The sequence below is a fragment of the Actinomadura macrotermitis genome (genome assembly GCF_009604375.1).
Taxonomy (GTDB): domain Bacteria; phylum Actinomycetota; class Actinomycetes; order Streptosporangiales; family Streptosporangiaceae; genus Spirillospora; species Spirillospora macrotermitis.
The window spans coordinates 1,842,861-1,858,916 of the sequence record NZ_WEGH01000001.1 but is presented as its reverse complement, the minus strand read 5'-3'; the positions used below and the strand labels follow the sequence as shown (position 1 = coordinate 1,858,916).

Sequence of the window (16,056 nt, the reverse complement as noted above, 5' to 3'; positions counted from 1 at the left end):
CCATGACCGAAACGTTCACCAGCCCGATCTCCGGCGTCATCGACGAGCTGTGGGAGCGGCGGGCCGACCTCACGCCCGACGACACCGACGCGCGCGCCGCGATCGTCGCCGCCGTCGACCAGATCGACGCGGGCCAGGCCCGCGTCGCCCTCATCGACCCGGCGACCGACCGGGTCATCGTGGACGAGCGCGCCAAGCGCGCCATCCTGATGAGCTTCAAGGTGCTCGGGATGGTGCGCTCGCAGGTCGGCGACTTCCAGTACCACGACCGCATCCCGCTGAAGAGCCGGCTGGACGGCGTGCGCGTCGTGCCCGGCGCCATCGCCCGCTGGGGCTCCTACCTGGCGCCCGGCGTGGTGCTGATGCCCTCGTTCACCAACATCGGCGCCTATGTCGATTCCGGCACGATGGTCGACACCTGGGCGACCGTCGGCTCGTGCGCGCAGATCGGCAAGAACGTGCACCTGTCGGGCGGCGTCGGCATCGGCGGCGTGCTGGAGCCGCCGAACGCCGTCCCGGTGATCGTCGAGGACGAGGCCATGATCGGCAGCCGCTCGATGATCGTCGAGGGCGCGCGGGTCGGCAAGGGCGCGGTGGTCGGCTCGGGCACCAACCTGTCGGCGTCCATGCCGGTCATCGACGTGGAGACCGGCGAGGAGATCAGCCGGGGCCGCATCCCCGACTGGTGCGTCGCGGTCGGCGGCACCCGGATCAAGGAGTTCAAGGGCGGCTCGTTCGGCATGCCGGCGGTGCTGATCCTCAAGCGCCTGGAAGAGGGCCAGCGGCACAACAAGGCCGAGCTGAACGACATCCTGCGCGACCACGGCATCAACACCTGACGCCCGCCGGGGCCCGCCCGCGCGCGGGCCCCGCGTTAGGGTTTGCGGCATGCGACTCGACCTTTCCTCGGACGTGGTGGCCCTGACGGCGGCGATCGTCGACATCGAGTCGGTGAGCGGCGACGAGCAGGCCCTCGCCGACGCCGTCGAGGAGGCGCTGCGCGCGCTGCCGCACCTGACGGTCGTCCGGGAGGGGCACTCGATCGTGGCCCGCACCGACCTCGGCCGGCCCGAGCGCGTCATCCTCGCCGGGCACCTGGACACCGTCCCGCTGAACGGCAACCTGCCCTCCCACGCCGAGGGCGACCGCCTCTACGGGTGCGGCACGTCCGACATGAAGAGCGGCGTCGCGGTGCAGCTGCGGCTGGCGGCCGAGCTGGCCGCGCCGAGCCGCGACGTCACCTATGTCTTCTACGACTGCGAAGAGGTCGAGGCCGAGCGCAACGGCCTGAAGCGCCTGGCCGAGACCCGCCCCGAACTGCTGGAGGGCGACTTCGCGGTACTGATGGAGCCGACCGGCGCGCTGATCGAGGGCGGCTGCCAGGGCACCATGCGGATCGAGGTCACCGCCACGGGTGCGCGGGCGCACAGCGCGCGCGCGTGGATGGGCTCCAACGCCATCCACTCGGCCGGCGACATCCTGGACGTCCTGCGCTCCTACGAGCCGTCCAAGCCCGTCGTGGACGGCCTGGAGTACCACGAGGGCCTCAACGCGGTGTTCATCCGCGGCGGCGTCGCGGGCAACGTCATCCCCGACGAGTGCGTCGTGACGATCAACTACCGGTTCGCGCCCGACAAGTCCGAGGCCGAGGCCGAGGCGTACCTGCGCTCGCTGTTCCCCGGCCACGCGGTCACCGTCATCGACAGCGCCCCGGCCGCCCGCCCGGGCCTGGACCACCCGGCCGCCGCCGCGTTCGTCGCCGCCACCGGCGCGCAGGTGCGCGCCAAGCTCGGCTGGACCGACGTGGCGCGCTTCGCGGTCCTCGGCGTCCCGGCGGTCAACTACGGCCCGGGCGAGCCGACCCTGGCCCACACCAAGGACGAGTACGTCGAGACCCCCCTGATCACCGACTGCGAACGCCGCATGCTCGCCTGGCTCTCCTGACGCGCGCCGTAGCGGGGACGATCGACCCCGCTGAACACCTGGTGACACGTCTCCGGCCTTGGCCGAAATCAGCCGATCGGTACCCTGCCGCCGGGCTACGGTGAGGGGATGACAGACGATCAGGACACCCGGACGCACCGCCAGGGCCCCGCGACGCTGCGCGGCCGCGCCCTGCCCCAGACCACGACGGACCAGCGGCTGCTGGACGACCGGGGCCCCGCGGACTGGGTGCACGCCGATCCGTGGCGGGTGCTGCGCATCCAGGCCGAGTTCGTGGAGGGCTTCGGCCTGCTGGCGGAGCTGCCGCGGGCGGTCAGCGTGTTCGGCAGCGCCCGCACCAAGCCCGACTCGGCCGAGTACAAGCTGGCCGTGGAGATCGGCGCCAGGCTGCACGAGGCGGGCTACGCGGTCATCACCGGCGGCGGCCCGGGGATCATGGAGGCGGCCAACAAGGGCGCCGACGAGGCGGGCGGCCTGTCGGTCGGCCTCGGCATCGAGCTGCCGTTCGAGCAGAAGCTGAACGACTTCCTCGATATCGGACTTGAGTTCCGCTACTTCTTCGTCCGCAAGACGATGTTCGTGAAGTACTCGCAGGCGTTCATCGTGCTGCCGGGCGGCTTCGGCACGCTGGACGAGCTGTTCGAGGCGATCACCCTCGTCCAGACCAAGAAGATCACCCGCTTCCCGATCGTGCTGGTCGGCACGCAGTTCTGGGGCGGCCTGGTCGACTGGGTCAAGGACCAGATGCTGACCTCGGGCAAGATCTCCCCGGAGGACCTGGACCTGTTCCACCTCACCGACGACCCCGACGAGGCCGTCCGCGTGGTCGTCGAGGCCCACGAGGAGGCGGCGCGCCGCCTGGCCGAGGAGCAGCAGGCCGTCGACGCCACCGCCCGCGCCGCCGGCTCGGACGGCTCCTGACCCCCGAGGCCGGGTCCGGAACGTTCCGGACCCGGCCTCAGGAGCGCGGCTTGATCTCGGCGGACCGGCGCATCAGCCGGTCAAGGCGGTCCACCGCCGGTTTCCAGTCGCCGGGCACGGACCGGCAGCTGCCCAGCTTTCCGCGATAGGTCAGGGAGTAGTACATCTCGTCCGGATGTGACGGTTCGGCCGGTGGGCGGCACCAGGTGCCGATCCGGTCCAGGTCGTGGCGCAGGGCGGCCAGCTCCGGCGGGGGCAGGCGCAACGTCACCGCGCCGTTGTGAACCGTGCCGTCCCGGTCGACGTCGATGCTGCGATGGTCGATCCCGCCGACCGTGTAGGTCACCAGGCGGCCGGGCGGCTGGTACTCGTGCACCGGACGCGTCATGGCGCGATACCCGAGGACGGCGAGCACCACCAAGGCGAGCGCGCCCGTGGCCACCAGCAGACGCTTCATGCGGGGAGTCTCTCAGCCCTTTGCGATGCGGCTGCATACCCGTGCGCTCCTGAGGTCGCGGGCGGGCCCGGTCTAGCCGGCGGTGGCGTCGGGGAGCTTCTCTGGGCAGTGGCCGCCGGGCGTCGTTGCCCGCTCGAAGTGCCATTTCTCGTTGGCGTAGATCTGGCAGAGGCCGAAGGTCGCGCCGTGGCGGCCGAGCCAGTCGGCGGCGGCGGGCGGGCCGATGTCGACGGCGCGGCCCTTCACGTGCGCTGACTTCTCCGGGGGGAGCACGAAGCGCCGTGCCTCTTCGAGGCTGCCGTATTTCGTTGCGGCCTCTTGCAGCAGGCGGCGCTGGTAGGCCGCGCTGCGCCAACCCGAAGTCACGTGGATTTCGACGCCGTCCGCGGAGGCTGCGGCGGCTGCCTGGCGGAGGGCCTTGCGCAGGCGTGGGTCCAGGTTCGTGATCGCCGGGTGGACGTCGGCCGGAGTGATCTTCCCGTGGACGCGGCCGTCGGCCTCGGGCGCCGGCGGGCGGGGCGGGACGGCGGCGGCGGCCTGGGAGGGCGCGGCCGCGTCCGGTGCGGCGGCGCAGGCGGACAGGCCCAGTGCGGCGATGGTCAGTGCGATGGTCCGGTGGAGTGCCATCCCTCCACTGCAGCGAAATGGGTGTTCCGAGGGCGTATCGCGTTCTGTGTACGTTTTCGATAGCCCCGCCGGCGGCTGGGACACTGGTGGACCGGCAGGCGGGCAGAGAGGCAGGGCATGGGTGCAGGTCATGCGCACGGCACGGCGGGCGGGCGGGCGCCGCGGGGGGTGCGGGGCGCGGTGCTGGCGGTCATCGTCCCCGTCGCGGTGGCCACGCTGGCGGCGGTGCTGTGGCTGTGGCCGGACGCGCCCGACGTGCCGGAGACGCAGGCGCCCTATACGAAGGTGACCGGCACGATCGCCGGCGTCGACCTCAAGCCGTGCCCCAAGCCGGTGGAGGTGCCCGGTGCCGCCGAGGCCGGGCCCACGGATCCGCGCCGCTGCGGCACGGCCCGGGTGCGGCTGACCTCGGGGAGCATGGCCGGGCAGGTGGTGACGTCCCCGCTGCCGAGCGGGCCGGGCACGGCGGTGTTCAAGGCCGGCGAGAAGGTGGTGATGCTGCACACCGACCAGGCGTTCGAGGGCGGCAGTCCCTACCAGCTGTCCGACCACGACCGGTCGAACCCGCTGTGGCTGGTCGCGGCGGCGTTCGCGCTGGCGGTCGTGGCGTTCGGGCGGCTGCGCGGGCTGACCGCGCTGCTCGGGCTGGCGGTCACGTTCGCGCTGCTGCTGAAGTTCCTGATCCCGGCGATCCTGGCCGGGGAGCCGCCGCTGCCGGTCGCGATCGTCTGCGCGTCGGCGATCATGCTGACGGTGCTGTACCTGACGCACGGGTTCACGCTGCCGACGTCGATCGCGGTCATCGGGACGGTCGCCAGCCTCACCCTGACCGGGGTGCTGGCGGTGCTGGCGATCAGGCTGACGCACCTGTCGGGCATCACCGACGAGGCGTCGCTGAACCTGGACCTCAGCCGCGGCATCAACGGCCAGGGCCTGCTGATGGCCAGCGTCATCATCGGCGCGCTCGGCGTGCTGGACGACGTCACCGTCACCCAGGCCGCCACCGTCACCGAGCTGGCGAACGCCAACCCCGCCTACGGGTTCGGCCGCCTGTACAAGGCCGCGGCCCGGGTCGGCCGGGCGCACATCGCCTCGGTGATCAACACGGTGATCCTGGCGTACGCGGGCGCGTCGCTGCCGCTGCTGCTCCTGCTCAGCATCGGCCGGCAGCCGCTCGGGGAGGTGCTGACCGGCCCGGCGGTCGCCACCGAGATCGTCCGCAGCGCCGTCGGCACCCTCGGCCTGATCGCCGCGGTGCCGATCACCACCGCGCTGGCCGCGCTGGCCCGCAGCCGCGGCCGCGACGAGGACGCCGAGCCGGGCGAGCCCCGGCGCCCCGCGCCTCAACCGGAGCTGCCGCCGCCGTCCTGGCCGCGCACCCCCGCGCCCTGAGGCCCCCTGACCAGGGGCGGCCGGACGCCCAGGGCCGCGGCCAGCGGCCGGAAGGACGGCGGCCACTTGTGCAGGGCGAGGTGCATGGGGAGCAGGTCGGCCAAGGCGAGGTGGCGGTAGGGGACCGGAGCGGGCAGGAAGGGATTGGCCCGACGGGGGTACATCCCGGACGGGGCCTCACCGTGCGGGACGTGGGGCGGGGCGTAGCGGGCGGCCGGGTCGTGGCCGAGTTCCAGCATGCGCAGGACGCCCTCGGCGTCGCCGTGCTCCATGCGGGAGAACAGCTCCTCGCACTGCTCCTGCAGCTCGCGCGGGACGGGGTTGCGCACGTCGTCCCAGACGCGCGGGACGGCGAAGCACCCGGTGACGGTGCCGCCGAAGGCCGCCAGCGCGTCCTCGCGCTGGCGCTCCTGCGCCGTGTGGCCGGGAGTGCGCAGCTCGCCGTTCTCGAACCAGACCTCGTGCGTTTCGCCCCGGCAGCGGATCTTGGCGGGGACGGGCGGACGCGGCGGGCGCGGCCCGGTCGGGCCTTCGGGCACGGCCCGCGCGGGGAACAGGGTCCGGCTCACCAGGGGGTGCAGGTCCTCGGGGGTGAGCCGGCCGGCCCGGACGAGCGCGAGGTCGGGCGAGGCGTGCCACCAGGCGGTGGCCACCTCCGGCGTGCGCCGGTCGTACTCGGCGAACCGCAGGCCGCCGTCCTCGGCGAGGGAGACCGTGGGGCCGTGATGGTCCGTGGAGTAACCCAGCCTGAGCCGGCCGGACGGCTCCGCCTCCAGCAGCCGGACCAGGGCGGGGCCGAGCTTGTGCGCCGCCCAGGGGACCGCGCGGAACCAGCCCTTCGCGGTCGCGACGTCGGCCGCGAGGATGCCGGCCAGGCCGGCCACGGCGGTGGCGGCCTCGTCCAGCCGGCCCTGCTCCTGGAGCAGGGTGATCCACTCGGCCCGCGCCGCCGGGTCGGCCGGGCCCGGGTCGCCGCGGGGCAGCAGGCCCGCGTCCCGGACGCGGCCGTCGGGCTCGAAGAACGGGGCGCGGTCGCGGCCGCCTTCGAGGGCGAGCAGGCCGGCGGTGCGGCGGTCGTCCCACAGGCAGCGCAGGCCCGACCAGTCCCGGTTCGTGACCCCGCCGCCGAAGGCGAGGGTCAGCCGCCAGGACTCCCGCGGCGGCCGGGGGGCGCTCAGCCAGAGACTCTTCCTGGCCCCGTCCTGCGGGTACGCCGCCAGGGCGAGCTGATGGTAGGGGTCGACCAGGCCGCGCCCGCCGTACCTGCCCGCCGTCCGCCGGCGGGGCAGGTGCCAGCGCACGAGGTCGGGCACCAGGTGGAGCAGGTCCTCCTCCACCGCCTCCGCGATCTCCCGGCCGTGGTTCCGCCGTATGCGGCCCAGCCGGAGGTGCACCCTGATCCCGGCCGCCTCGCACGCGCCGCGCCAGTCCCCGGCCGCGCGCCGCTCGGCGGCGCGCTCGATCATCGAGCGGGGCACCGCGTACCGGCGGACCCGCTCCCACATGTCCAGGTCCGCCGTGTTCATCCCTGTCCCCTGCACCCGGACAAAATAGCGGCGCTAGGGGAGGCCGAAGCGGCGCAGCACGTCCAGGACGGTCGAGGGATCGTCGAGGCGGCGCCTGCGGAGCCCGATCGTCGGGGTGCGGGCCAGTTCGAGGACGGCGTCGGTGAAGGCGATGGCCTGGCGGCGCACGGCGTGGGTGTCGATGAACCGCATCGCCGGCATCCCGGCGTTCAGCAGGTAGGCGGGGCCGCTGATGAACTGGACCGAGGGCAGCCCGGCGATCCGCCACAGGCCCTCGCCGTCGCCCGGCCACCAGAACCCGCTGGGGGACTCGCCGCGGATGTCGGGCATGAAGGGCCGCATGACCCGGGCGTCCCCGGTCCGCGAGCGCAGCCGGGCCCGCCGCGCGGCGGCGATCATGGCGGGGTGCGGGGAGGCGAAGCAGATGCCCGTCTCGTAGCCGGGGCCGATGCGGTGGTCGCCGTCGGGGCCGGGCAGCCAGGGGCGGGCGCCCAGGTGCTCCAGGCTGACCGCGGCGGCGGTGCGGGCGACCAGGTCGCCGGCGTGCCGGCGCAGGAACGTGTCGGTGCCGATCGTCCCGGCCATGTGCCCGGTGGCCAGCACGACCAGGACCGAGCGCGGCAGCTGCCGCGCGGGGATCCTGGCCAGGTACTGCGCCATCGCCAGGACGGCCTCGGGGCCGTTCTCCTCCAGCCCGTTGGTGCCGTCGGTGTGCGAGTGCAGCAGCACCAGCTCGTCGGACGCGCCGGGGATGATCCCGTACAGGTTCGGCGTCGTCACCTGCCGGACCGCCGCCTGGAGCCGCAGCCGGACCTGGCCGCCGGCCGCGGCGACCTTCGCCAGCCGCGCCCCGGTGGCGCGGTCGACGATCACGGCGGGGATGCCGTGGACGATCCCGTCGTAGGGCAGGTACTGGCCGCGGGCCACCTCGCGGGGCAGGTCCAGGACGATGACCAGGCCGAGCGCGCCGGCCTTCTTGTGCTCGTCCAGGGCGTTCTTGGCCGCGATGCCGCCGAACCAGGGCCGGTCGTAGACGTCGGTGGGGTCGTAGCCGTCGGCGTGCCGGGGCTGCCAGGGCGCGTCCCAGTCGATGAGGTCCATCAGCAGGTAGGGGATCTGCGGCGGCCTGACGGTGACCAGGCCGATCGTGCCGCTGCGGGGCTCGGCCGACAGCGCGGCGGTGACGCCGCCGGGGCCGGTGCCGCCGGAGTAGGGCACGTACCAGGCGACCTCGGCGGGACCCGCGTCCGGCCCGCCGACGACGTCGAGCCCCCACTCGGAGGGCTCCCAGCGGGCCAGCGGGACCTGGTCGGCCTGGACGCCGCGGATGCCGACGCGTTCCATGCGCTCGGCCAGACCGTCGACGTAGGCGTGGTGCGCCCGGGTGGCGGTGGCGCGCAGGCCGATGTCGTCGGCGGCCTCCTGCCAGGCGTGGATCTGCTCCCAGGGCATGAACCGGGCCGGGTCGACGCGGACGGTCGCGTCGCCGGTCAGCACGGCGTCCGGCCAGGCCGGGCCGGACGCCGCGGCCGGCGGCGTGAGCCGGGCCCCGGCGGCCAGGGCGGCTCCGCCGGCCAGGACGGTGCGGCGGGTGAGCGGGGCAGGCATCGGGTCCCTCCTAGGACAGGACGCGCCGGAAGGCGCCGGCCATCTGCCGGTATCCGGCGGTGTTGGCGTGGCCGTCGCCGAGGGAGCACTGGGAGGTCCAGGTGCAGATCCGCGCGACGTTCAGCGGGACGGTGCCGTAGGGCGCCACCGACACCTGGGTCGAGAAGTCGTGCGTGGCGAAGGCGGCGTTGACGTCGGCGACCTTGAACCCGTTGGCCAGGGCGGCGGTCTGCTGCACGGCGTTGAACGCGTCCACCACCGGCACCGAGGCGACGGCGACGGCCTTGCCGACGTCGCCGCCGGTCGCCCAGGAGGCCAGGCCGGGGTCGTAGTAGGTCATCGACGCGTACTGCGGGGTCTCGCCGCCTGCCTTCCGCAGCCCGCCGGTGATCTGCGGCAGTTCGGTGAGCAGAGTGCCGGCGCCGAGCAGGCCGCAGACGACGTCGCCCTTCAGGAAGCAGTTGGTGTTGTTGACCCCGATGCTCAGGGTGACGTACCGGACCTGGCCCGGATGCTCCTTGATGAAGGCGAGCGCGGCGTTCATCTGGGAGCCGGCGGTGTAGTGGCAGATGCCGCCGCGCAGCATCGTGCCGGTCGTCTCGCCGGGGCAGCCGAGTTTCACCAGTCGAAGCCCGGGGTGGCGCTTCTTCAGCGCGGCGTGCAGGACGTCGGTGTAGCCCTCGTCGGTGGGCCCGCGGCCGGCCTGGGCGCCGACCGCGCCCGAGTCGCCGAGCGCCAGGTAGTAGGTGGGCGGCGGCTCGGCGACGGCGGCGGGCGCCGCGAAGAGGGATGTGGCCAGGGCGAGAAGGGCGGCGGCACGTCTCATACAAACAAAGGTATCTATTTACTGTTCGGCCTTCTACGCGCCCGGTGACAACGAACCGGGCCGGCTCTGAGCCGATTCCGAGGTTCGTGGGATATCCCTGGTGGGATGGGCGAGACGGCGCGGATCCTGGTGGTCGACGACGAACCGAACATCCGGGACCTGCTGGCGCAGACGCTGCGCCTGGTCGGGTACGAGGTGGCCACGGCGGCGTCGGGCGGCGCGGCCGTGGCGGCCGCGCGCGAGACGGCGCCCGCGCTGGTCGTCCTCGACGTGATGCTGCCCGACCTCGACGGGTTCGAGGTGGCGCGGCGGCTGCGCGCGGCCGGCCGGGACATGCCGATCGTGTTCCTGACCGCGCGCGACGCCGTCGAGGACCGGATCGCGGGGCTGACCGCAGGCGGCGACGACTACGTGGCCAAGCCCTTCAGCCTGGAGGAGGTCGTCCTGCGCATCCGGGCCGTGCTGCGCCGGACCGGCGGCGAGCGGCCCGCCGCCCGCCTGCGCTACGCCGACCTGGAGCTGGACGAGGACGCGCACGAGGTCAGGCGGGCCGGCCGGCGCATCGAGCTGGCGCCGACCGAGTTCAGGCTGCTGCGGTACCTGATGGAGAACGCCGGCCGCGTCGTCAGCAAGGCCCAGATCCTCGACCGGGTCTGGAACTACGACTTCGCCGGGGACGGCCGGATCGTGGAGACCTACGTCTACTACCTGCGCAAGAAGATCGACGCGCAGGGCCCGCCGCTCATCCACACGCTGCGCGGCGTCGGCTACAGCCTGAGGACGGCGCGGTGAGGCGGCCCGCCCACTGGTCGCTGCGCTCCCGCCTCGCCCTGATGGCCACGCTGCTGTCGGCGGCCGGCCTGCTGGCGGCCAACACCGCCGGTCTGCTCCTGCTGCGGCACTACCTGGTCGGTCAGGTCGACCGGCGGCTGTCCCAGATGACCGAGGGGCCGCTGAGCCAGAACGTCGACCGGCTCCGGCTGCTGCGGGGCGTCTTGCGGAACGCCGCTCCCAGGCAGGTGCCGGGGCTGGACGGGGAGAACCTGCGCATCTACCTCGTGGAGGGCGGGCGCGCCGATCCGGTGGTCCCCGAGGGCGCGGACCTCCCCGGCCCGGACCTGCCGGGCCGGGCCGCCCTGGACCGCCGCGCCGGCGGCGGCGCCTTCACCGTGCCGGGCAAGGGCGGCAGCGCCCGCTGGCGGGTCCAGGTCGTGCGCGGCGACGCGGGCGCGCTGGTGGCCGCCGCCTCGTCGCTGGCCCTGGTGGACGACACCTTCCAGGGCCTGCTGGTGATCGACGCCGTCGTCATGGCCGTGGTCCTGGCCACGCTGAGCCTGCTCGCGCGGTTCCTGGCCGGGGTGGGGCTGCGCCCGCTGTCGCGAATGGCGGTCACCGCGGGCGAGATCGCCGCGGGGGACTACACGCGCCGGGTCGCGGGCGCCGACCCGCACACCGAGCCGGGGCGGCTCGGGCGGGCGGTCAACACGATGCTCGGCACGGTCGAGCGCGAGATCAACGCGCGCAAGGCGTCCGAGGCGCGGATGCGGCGGTTCCTGGCCGACGCCTCCCACGAGCTGCGCACCCCGCTCACCTCGATCCGCGGGTTCGCCGAGCTGGCCCGCCGGGGCGGCTCGCCCGGAGACGCCCTGCGGCGCATCGAGGACGAGGCCGCCAGGATGGGCGTCCTCGTCGACGACCTGCTCCTGCTGGCCCGCCTGGACGAGCAGCGCCCGGCCGGGCAGGCCCCGGTCGACCTGCTGGAGCTGGCGGCCGACCTGGTCCGCGACGTCCATCTGCGGCATCCGGGGCGCCGCGTCACGCTCACCGGCCTGGACCCGGGGGAGGAGCTGTTCGAGCCGGTCGTCGTCGCCGGGGACGCGCTGCGGCTGCGCCAGGTGGTCCGCAACCTGCTGGACAACGCCGTCCGGCACACCCCCGAGGGCACGAGGGTCACCGTGCGCGTCGGCTCGGACGGCGGCGCCGCGGTCGTGGCGGTCGCCGACACCGGGCCGGGGATCGCCGCGCCGGACGTCCCGCACGTCTTCGACCGCCTCTACCGCGCCGACCGGTCGCGGACGTCGGACGGGTCCGGGCTGGGCCTCGCCATCGCGCGGGCGATCACCGAGGCGCACGGCGGCCGGCTCGTCCTGACGGAGACCCCCGGCGGCGGCGCCACGTTCACGATGACGATTCCCAGGCGGCGCTGACCTTCGCCCGAGGGTCCGCCGAGCCGGGCGGCCCAGGATCGCTCGCATCCGGAACACGAGCGAAGGGAACCGCGATGAAGTTGACCGGCTTGGCGGGCGCGGGCCTGCTGACCCTGGGCCTGCTGTCCGCCTGCGGCGAGGGTGACGCGAAGAAGGTCGCCTCGCTCACCACCGGCGCCCCGAGCGCCACCGCGTCGCAGAACGACGTCCAGCAGAAGAAGGTGTTCACGCAGTGCCTGCGCGACCACGGCCTCAAGATCGAGGACCCCGACCCGCGGACGGGCCGGCTGAACCGCGACTCGCTGCGCGACGCCGACGAGGCCGTGATCCGCAAGGCGATGGAGGCGTGCCGCGACAAGATGCCCCGGTCGATCACCGACCGGCTGAAGAACCCCGACGCCAAGACGCTCGAGCTGATGCGCGGGTTCGCGCAGTGCATGCGCGACCAGGGACTGGACTTCGCCGATCCGGGCCCCGGCGGCTTCGACTTCAGCAAGTTCGACCGCGGCGACCCCGCCTTCGCCAAGGCGGCCGAGACCTGCCAGAAGAAGCACCCCTTCGCGGGGAGCGGGGCGCAGTGACCGCGATCAGGAGGGAGCGCCGCCCCGTGCGGGTGGCGCTGGCGGCGGGCGGCGCGGTGGCCGCCGCCGGGACCGTCGCCTGGGCCGCGATCGGGGCGGGCGGCGGCGACGGCGGCGGGGAGCCGGCCGCGCCCACCGCCCCGCCGGCCACCGCGAAGGTCGAGAAGCGCACGCTCACCCGCACCGAGACCGTGCCCGGCGAGCTCGGGTTCGGCGACGTGCGGACGCTGGCCGGCCGCCCCGGCACCCTCACCTGGCTGCCCGCCGACGGCGACACCATCGGGCGCGGGAAGCCGGTGTACGGCGTGGACGGCGCGAAGATCCCGCTGCTCTACGGCACGACCCCGGTCTACCGGACGCTGGCGGAGGGCGTCACGGGCAAGGACGTGGCGATGCTGGAGCGCAACCTGCGGGCCCTCGGCTACGACGGCTTCACCGCCGACGACGAGTACACCTCCGGCACCGCCGCCGCCGTCGCCGAATGGCAGGACGACCTCGGCCGCGCCGAGACCGGCACGGTCGCCAAGGGCGACGTGCTCGTCGCGCCCGGGGCGATCAGGATCGGCGAGGTCAAGGGCGGTGTCGGCGACCCGGCCCAGGGCGCCGTCCTCACCTGGACCGGCACCGGCCGCAAGGTCACCGCCGACCTCAAGGCCGGGCAGGCCGACCTCGCCGCCAAGGGCGCCCGGGCGACCGTGGAGCTGCCCGACGGCACCAGGGTCGGCGCCGTCGTCGCCTCCGTCGGCACCGCGGCCAAGGCCCCCGCCTCCGGCGGCAAGACCGCGGAGGCCACCCTCCCCGTCGAACTGGAGATCAGGGACCAGAAGCGGCTCGGCCGCTACCAGTCCGCGCCCGTGGACGTCGTCCTCGCGGCCGAGAGCCGCAAGGACGTGCTGGCCGTCCCGATCACCGCGCTGACCGCGCTCCGCGAGGGCGGCTACGCCGTCGAGGTCGCCGGCACCGGCTACGTCAAGGTCGAGACCGGCATGTTCGCCGGCGGCCTGGTCGAGGTGCGCGGGCCGGGCCTCGCCGCGGGCCTGACCGTGGGGGTACCGAAATGATCATAGAACTGGCCGGCGTCGCCAAGTCCTTCGGCGACGTCACCGCGCTCCGCGACGCCGACCTGCGCGTCCGCCGCGGCGAGCTGGTCGCGGTCGCCGGGCCGTCCGGCTCCGGCAAGTCCACGCTGCTCAACGTCATCGGGACGCTGGCGCGGGCCACCGCGGGCACCGTCCGCATCGACGGCTGGGACGTCGCCGAACTGGACGACGACGAGCTGTCGGCGCTGCGCGGCGGCACGATCGGCTTCGTCTTCCAGCACTTCCACCTCGCCGCCGGGACCACCGCCGTGGAGAACGTCGCCGACGGCCTGCTCTACCGCGGCCGGCCGCGGGCCGAGCGGCTGCGCCTGGCCGGCGCGGCCATGGAGCGCGTCGGCCTCGGCCACCGGCTGCACCACCGGCCGCACGAGCTGTCGGGCGGCGAGAAGCAGCGCGTCGCGATCGCCCGCGCGGTGCTCGGCGACCCGCCGCTGCTGCTGGCCGACGAGCCCACCGGCGCGCTCGACTCGCGTTCCGGCGCCAACGTCATGCGGGTGCTGCGCGAGCTCAACGCCGCCGGCACCACCGTCGTGATCATCACCCATGACCACGGCATCGCCGCGTCGGTGCCGCGCGAGGTGCACCTCAAAGACGGGCGGATCGCCCACGACACCCTGGTGGCGTCATGAGGCCCCGCCCCCGCCCGCCCCGCCTCCCGGCCGCCGACGTGCTCCGCGTCGGCCTGGCGGGCCTGCGCGCCCGGCCCGCGCGGGTGCTGCTGTCCGCGCTCGGCATCGCCATCGGCATCGCCGCGATGATCTGCGTCGTCGGCGTCTCCACCTCCAGCCGGGCCGGCCTGGACCGGCGGCTGGACGCCCTCGGCACCAACCTGCTGACGGCGCGGACCGGCCAGTCGTTCAGCGCGGACGAGGCGCGCCTGCCCACCGAGGCCATCGCCATGATCCGCGCGATCGGGCCCGTCGAGTCGGTGTCGGCGATCGGCCGGACCGGCGCCCGCGTCTACCGCAACGACCGCGTCCCCGCCGAGAGGTCCGGCGGCATCGGCGTCTACGCGGCGCGCGCCGACCTGCCGGCGACCGTCGGGACCCGGGTCGTCGAGGGGCGGTGGCTGAACGGCGCCGACGCCCGCTACCCCGCGGCCGTGCTCGGGCCGGCGGCCGCCGCGCTCCTCGGCGTCCACGAACCCGGCGCCCAGATCTGGCTCGGCGGGCACTGGTTCACCGTCACCGGCATCACGGCCGCCAACGCCCTGGCACCGGAACTGGACACCGCGGCGCTGGTCGGCTGGGAGGAGGCGCGCCGGAACCTGGACTTCGACGGCCACCCCACGACCATCTACGCCAGGGCCGACGAGCGAGCCGTCAAGGACGTCCAGGCCGTGCTCGGCGCGACGGCCGACCCCGAGCACCCGAGCGAGGTGGACGTCTCCCGCCCGTCCGACGCGCTGGCCGCCAAGCAGGCCGCCGACGACACCCTGGGCTCCCTGCTGCTCGGCCTCGGCGCGGTCTCGCTGCTGGTCGGCGGGATCGGCGTGGCCAACACCATGGTCATCTCGGTGCTGGAGCGCCGCGCCGAGATCGGCCTGCGCCGCTCCCTCGGCGCGACCCGGGGCCAGATCCGGCTGCAGTTCCTCGTGGAGTCCCAGCTGCTGTCGCTGCTCGGCGGCGCCTTCGGGCTCCTGGCCGGGGCGGCGGTGACCATCGGATACGCCGCGACGCAGGGCTGGCCCGCCGTGGTCCCCCCGTGGGCCATGGGCGCGGGCCTGGCCTCCACCCTGCTCATCGGCGGCGTCGCGGGGCTCTACCCGGCCGTCCGCGCCGCCGGCCTGGCCCCGACCGAGGCGCTGGCCGCGTCGCCGTGATCAGGCGTTCGGCCCGTAGCCGGTGCAGCGGGGCTTGAAGCCGGGCACCTTCGGGCCGATCTCGTTCAGGACGAGCTGCATGATCGGGCCGTCGAACGACATCCCCGAATGGCTCACCGGGTCGTCGGGGCACAGGTCCTGCAGCAGGACGTTGGTGGAGTCGCCGCCGTGCAGGTAGGCGTTGCTCAGCGGGGTGACCGTGGTGTCGTGCGAGGTGACGATCGTCAGGTAGCGGACGCCGGGCACGGTGTCGCCGTCGGCGAACAGCGCGTTCTGGAAGTCCGAGCCCTCCTCCTGCTGGACGTGCGCGGGCGACCCGAGGAACTCGTAGACGCCGTTGACGAACCCGAGCACGTTCAGCGTCCGGCCGAGGCTGACCAGCCCGCCCAGGGTGGTGCCGTGGTTGGTCGGCCCGAGGCCGATCATCGTGCGGACCTTGGCCGCGCCGCCGAGCCGCTTGATGTAGTAGTTCGGCATCATCCCGCCCTGGGAGCCGCCGACCACGTCGACCTTCGCGGCCCCGGTGGCGGCCAGCACCCTGTCGACGAACGCGCTCATCGTGCGCGCCGACCGCGCGATGTCGCCGAGCCCGTAGATGTGGCCGAGGGTGGAGCGGGTCTCGCCGTAGTTGAAGCCGTAGACGCAGTACCCGGCGTTGGCGAGGGTCGGCGCGATCATGGCGCCGCCCGCGCCGAAGTTGGACGTCGTGCCGTGCACGATCACCACCGGGTTCGGGTGCTCGGCGGACGGCTTGCAGGACCAGACGTTGGCCCCGGGGACCGCGTCCGGGCTGAAAAAGAAGTTCCACACCGAGGTGCCCAGGTCGCCCACCGGATAGGTGGTCTGCGCCGCCGCCGGCGCGGGGTTCACGGCCACGGCCGCGCAGGCCGCCAGGGCCGCCGCGGCGAGCCCGCGGCGGAGGGGGACGAGGGGCATCGGTGGCTCCCGGGGGTCGGCATCTCTTATAGACGAACGTATCTATTTAAGAGTCCGCCCCGCTACGGCGCCCGGTGACAGCGGGCCGGCCCCGCTTTCGTCCCCAACG

The 16,056-nt window shown here is 74.3% G+C and carries 16 protein-coding genes; 10 read left to right on the top strand and 6 right to left on the bottom strand.

Features of this window, described 5'->3' with window-relative positions:
• Window positions 1-2: 2 nt before the first annotated feature.
• The 3 genes from ACRB68_RS08520 (at window position 3) to ACRB68_RS08510 (ending at window position 2,865) form a co-directional block, all read left to right on the top strand.
• Window positions 3-839 carry a 2,3,4,5-tetrahydropyridine-2,6-dicarboxylate N-succinyltransferase gene (locus tag ACRB68_RS08520; protein WP_153531542.1) on the top strand — a complete coding sequence of 279 codons (837 nt, stop codon included), beginning with the start codon at window positions 3-5 and terminating at the stop codon, window positions 837-839.
• Between the two features lie 49 nt (window positions 840-888).
• A complete protein-coding gene (gene dapE / locus ACRB68_RS08515; RefSeq protein WP_153531540.1) occupies window positions 889-1,944 on the top strand; it encodes a succinyl-diaminopimelate desuccinylase in 1,056 nt (351 codons plus the stop codon).
• A 108-nt stretch (window positions 1,945-2,052) separates the two neighbouring features.
• Window positions 2,053-2,865, top strand: a complete 813-nt coding sequence (locus tag ACRB68_RS08510) for an LOG family protein (RefSeq protein ID WP_153531539.1) — start codon at window positions 2,053-2,055, stop codon at window positions 2,863-2,865.
• A gap of 37 nt (window positions 2,866-2,902) precedes the next feature.
• Here the strand turns inward: ACRB68_RS08510 and ACRB68_RS08505 are convergent, their stop codons facing one another.
• Together ACRB68_RS08505 and ACRB68_RS08500 are read right to left on the bottom strand one after the other, a co-directional pair.
• Window positions 2,903-3,322: a DUF4230 domain-containing protein gene (locus ACRB68_RS08505; protein WP_153531538.1), complete on the bottom strand. Its 420-nt coding sequence runs from the start codon at window positions 3,320-3,322 to the stop codon at window positions 2,903-2,905.
• A gap of 72 nt (window positions 3,323-3,394) precedes the next feature.
• A complete protein-coding gene (locus ACRB68_RS08500) occupies window positions 3,395-3,949 on the bottom strand; it encodes a M15 family metallopeptidase (protein ID WP_153531537.1) in 555 nt (184 codons plus the stop codon).
• A gap of 117 nt (window positions 3,950-4,066) precedes the next feature.
• Here ACRB68_RS08500 and ACRB68_RS08495 point away from each other — a divergent pair, with 117 nt between their 5' ends.
• Window positions 4,067-5,341 (top strand): YibE/F family protein, encoded by a 1,275-nt coding sequence (locus ACRB68_RS08495; protein WP_153531535.1) that lies wholly within the window; start codon window positions 4,067-4,069, stop codon window positions 5,339-5,341.
• On the opposite strand, the gene ACRB68_RS08490 is transcribed toward ACRB68_RS08495, so the two are convergent.
• The 3 genes from ACRB68_RS08490 to ACRB68_RS08480 are packed head-to-tail and all read right to left on the bottom strand — an operon-like array spanning window position 5,293 to window position 9,301.
• Entirely contained in the window at window positions 5,293-6,867 is a 1,575-nt protein-coding gene (locus ACRB68_RS08490; protein ID WP_153531534.1) for an ankyrin repeat domain-containing protein, read from the bottom strand. The genes ACRB68_RS08495 and ACRB68_RS08490 overlap by 49 nt on opposite strands.
• A gap of 33 nt (window positions 6,868-6,900) precedes the next feature.
• Window positions 6,901-8,475 (bottom strand): PA domain protein, encoded by a 1,575-nt coding sequence (locus tag ACRB68_RS08485; RefSeq protein ID WP_153531533.1) that lies wholly within the window; start codon window positions 8,473-8,475, stop codon window positions 6,901-6,903.
• Window positions 8,476-8,485: 10 nt separating this feature from the next.
• Window positions 8,486-9,301 (bottom strand): SGNH/GDSL hydrolase family protein, encoded by an 816-nt coding sequence (locus tag ACRB68_RS08480; RefSeq protein ID WP_153531532.1) that lies wholly within the window; start codon window positions 9,299-9,301, stop codon window positions 8,486-8,488.
• A 105-nt stretch (window positions 9,302-9,406) separates the two neighbouring features.
• Between ACRB68_RS08480 and ACRB68_RS08475 the strand changes: the two genes are divergently transcribed.
• The 6 genes from ACRB68_RS08475 (at window position 9,407) to ACRB68_RS08450 (ending at window position 15,011) form a co-directional block, all read left to right on the top strand.
• Window positions 9,407-10,093 carry a response regulator transcription factor gene (locus tag ACRB68_RS08475; RefSeq protein ID WP_153531531.1) on the top strand — a complete coding sequence of 229 codons (687 nt, stop codon included), beginning with the start codon at window positions 9,407-9,409 and terminating at the stop codon, window positions 10,091-10,093.
• Window positions 10,090-11,508, top strand: coding sequence for a sensor histidine kinase (locus ACRB68_RS42400; protein ID WP_207709606.1), 1,419 nt, complete (start codon window positions 10,090-10,092; stop codon window positions 11,506-11,508). The genes ACRB68_RS08475 and ACRB68_RS42400 overlap by 4 nt, the downstream gene beginning before the upstream one ends.
• Before the next feature lie 74 nt (window positions 11,509-11,582).
• On the top strand, window positions 11,583-12,089 hold the full coding sequence (locus ACRB68_RS08465; RefSeq protein ID WP_153531530.1) for a hypothetical protein: 507 nt from the start codon (window positions 11,583-11,585) through the stop codon (window positions 12,087-12,089).
• Window positions 12,086-13,150: a peptidoglycan-binding protein gene (locus ACRB68_RS41070; RefSeq protein ID WP_207709605.1), complete on the top strand. Its 1,065-nt coding sequence runs from the start codon at window positions 12,086-12,088 to the stop codon at window positions 13,148-13,150. The genes ACRB68_RS08465 and ACRB68_RS41070 overlap by 4 nt, the downstream gene beginning before the upstream one ends.
• Window positions 13,147-13,818, top strand: coding sequence for an ABC transporter ATP-binding protein (locus ACRB68_RS08455; protein WP_153531529.1), 672 nt, complete (start codon window positions 13,147-13,149; stop codon window positions 13,816-13,818). The genes ACRB68_RS41070 and ACRB68_RS08455 overlap by 4 nt, the downstream gene beginning before the upstream one ends.
• Window positions 13,815-15,011, top strand: a complete 1,197-nt coding sequence (locus ACRB68_RS08450; protein WP_153531528.1) for an ABC transporter permease — start codon at window positions 13,815-13,817, stop codon at window positions 15,009-15,011. Before ACRB68_RS08455 ends, ACRB68_RS08450 begins: the two co-directional genes overlap by 4 nt.
• Here ACRB68_RS08450 and ACRB68_RS08445 read toward each other — a convergent pair whose 3' ends face one another.
• On the bottom strand, window positions 15,012-15,947 hold the full coding sequence (locus tag ACRB68_RS08445; protein ID WP_153531527.1) for an esterase/lipase family protein: 936 nt from the start codon (window positions 15,945-15,947) through the stop codon (window positions 15,012-15,014). It lies immediately after the preceding gene.
• Window positions 15,948-16,056 lie beyond the last annotated feature (109 nt).

What these genes read in the sequence shown, in the direction of transcription:
- ACRB68_RS08520 (WP_153531542.1), top strand. Translation starts at nt 3, where the DNA reads ATGACCGAAACGTTCACCAGCCCGATCTCCGGCGTCATCGACGAGCTG.
- dapE (WP_153531540.1), top strand. Translation starts at nt 889, where the DNA reads ATGCGACTCGACCTTTCCTCGGACGTGGTGGCCCTGACGGCGGCGATC.
- ACRB68_RS08510 (WP_153531539.1), top strand. Translation starts at nt 2,053, where the DNA reads ATGACAGACGATCAGGACACCCGGACGCACCGCCAGGGCCCCGCGACG.
- ACRB68_RS08505 (WP_153531538.1), bottom strand. Translation starts at nt 3,322, where the DNA reads ATGAAGCGTCTGCTGGTGGCCACGGGCGCGCTCGCCTTGGTGGTGCTC.
- ACRB68_RS08500 (WP_153531537.1), bottom strand. Translation starts at nt 3,949, where the DNA reads ATGGCACTCCACCGGACCATCGCACTGACCATCGCCGCACTGGGCCTG.
- ACRB68_RS08495 (WP_153531535.1), top strand. Translation starts at nt 4,067, where the DNA reads ATGGGTGCAGGTCATGCGCACGGCACGGCGGGCGGGCGGGCGCCGCGG.
- ACRB68_RS08490 (WP_153531534.1), bottom strand. Translation starts at nt 6,867, where the DNA reads ATGAACACGGCGGACCTGGACATGTGGGAGCGGGTCCGCCGGTACGCG.
- ACRB68_RS08485 (WP_153531533.1), bottom strand. Translation starts at nt 8,475, where the DNA reads ATGCCTGCCCCGCTCACCCGCCGCACCGTCCTGGCCGGCGGAGCCGCC.
- ACRB68_RS08480 (WP_153531532.1), bottom strand. Translation starts at nt 9,301, where the DNA reads ATGAGACGTGCCGCCGCCCTTCTCGCCCTGGCCACATCCCTCTTCGCG.
- ACRB68_RS08475 (WP_153531531.1), top strand. Translation starts at nt 9,407, where the DNA reads ATGGGCGAGACGGCGCGGATCCTGGTGGTCGACGACGAACCGAACATC.
- ACRB68_RS08465 (WP_153531530.1), top strand. Translation starts at nt 11,583, where the DNA reads ATGAAGTTGACCGGCTTGGCGGGCGCGGGCCTGCTGACCCTGGGCCTG.
- ACRB68_RS08455 (WP_153531529.1), top strand. Translation starts at nt 13,147, where the DNA reads ATGATCATAGAACTGGCCGGCGTCGCCAAGTCCTTCGGCGACGTCACC.
- ACRB68_RS08450 (WP_153531528.1), top strand. Translation starts at nt 13,815, where the DNA reads ATGAGGCCCCGCCCCCGCCCGCCCCGCCTCCCGGCCGCCGACGTGCTC.
- ACRB68_RS08445 (WP_153531527.1), bottom strand. Translation starts at nt 15,947, where the DNA reads ATGCCCCTCGTCCCCCTCCGCCGCGGGCTCGCCGCGGCGGCCCTGGCG.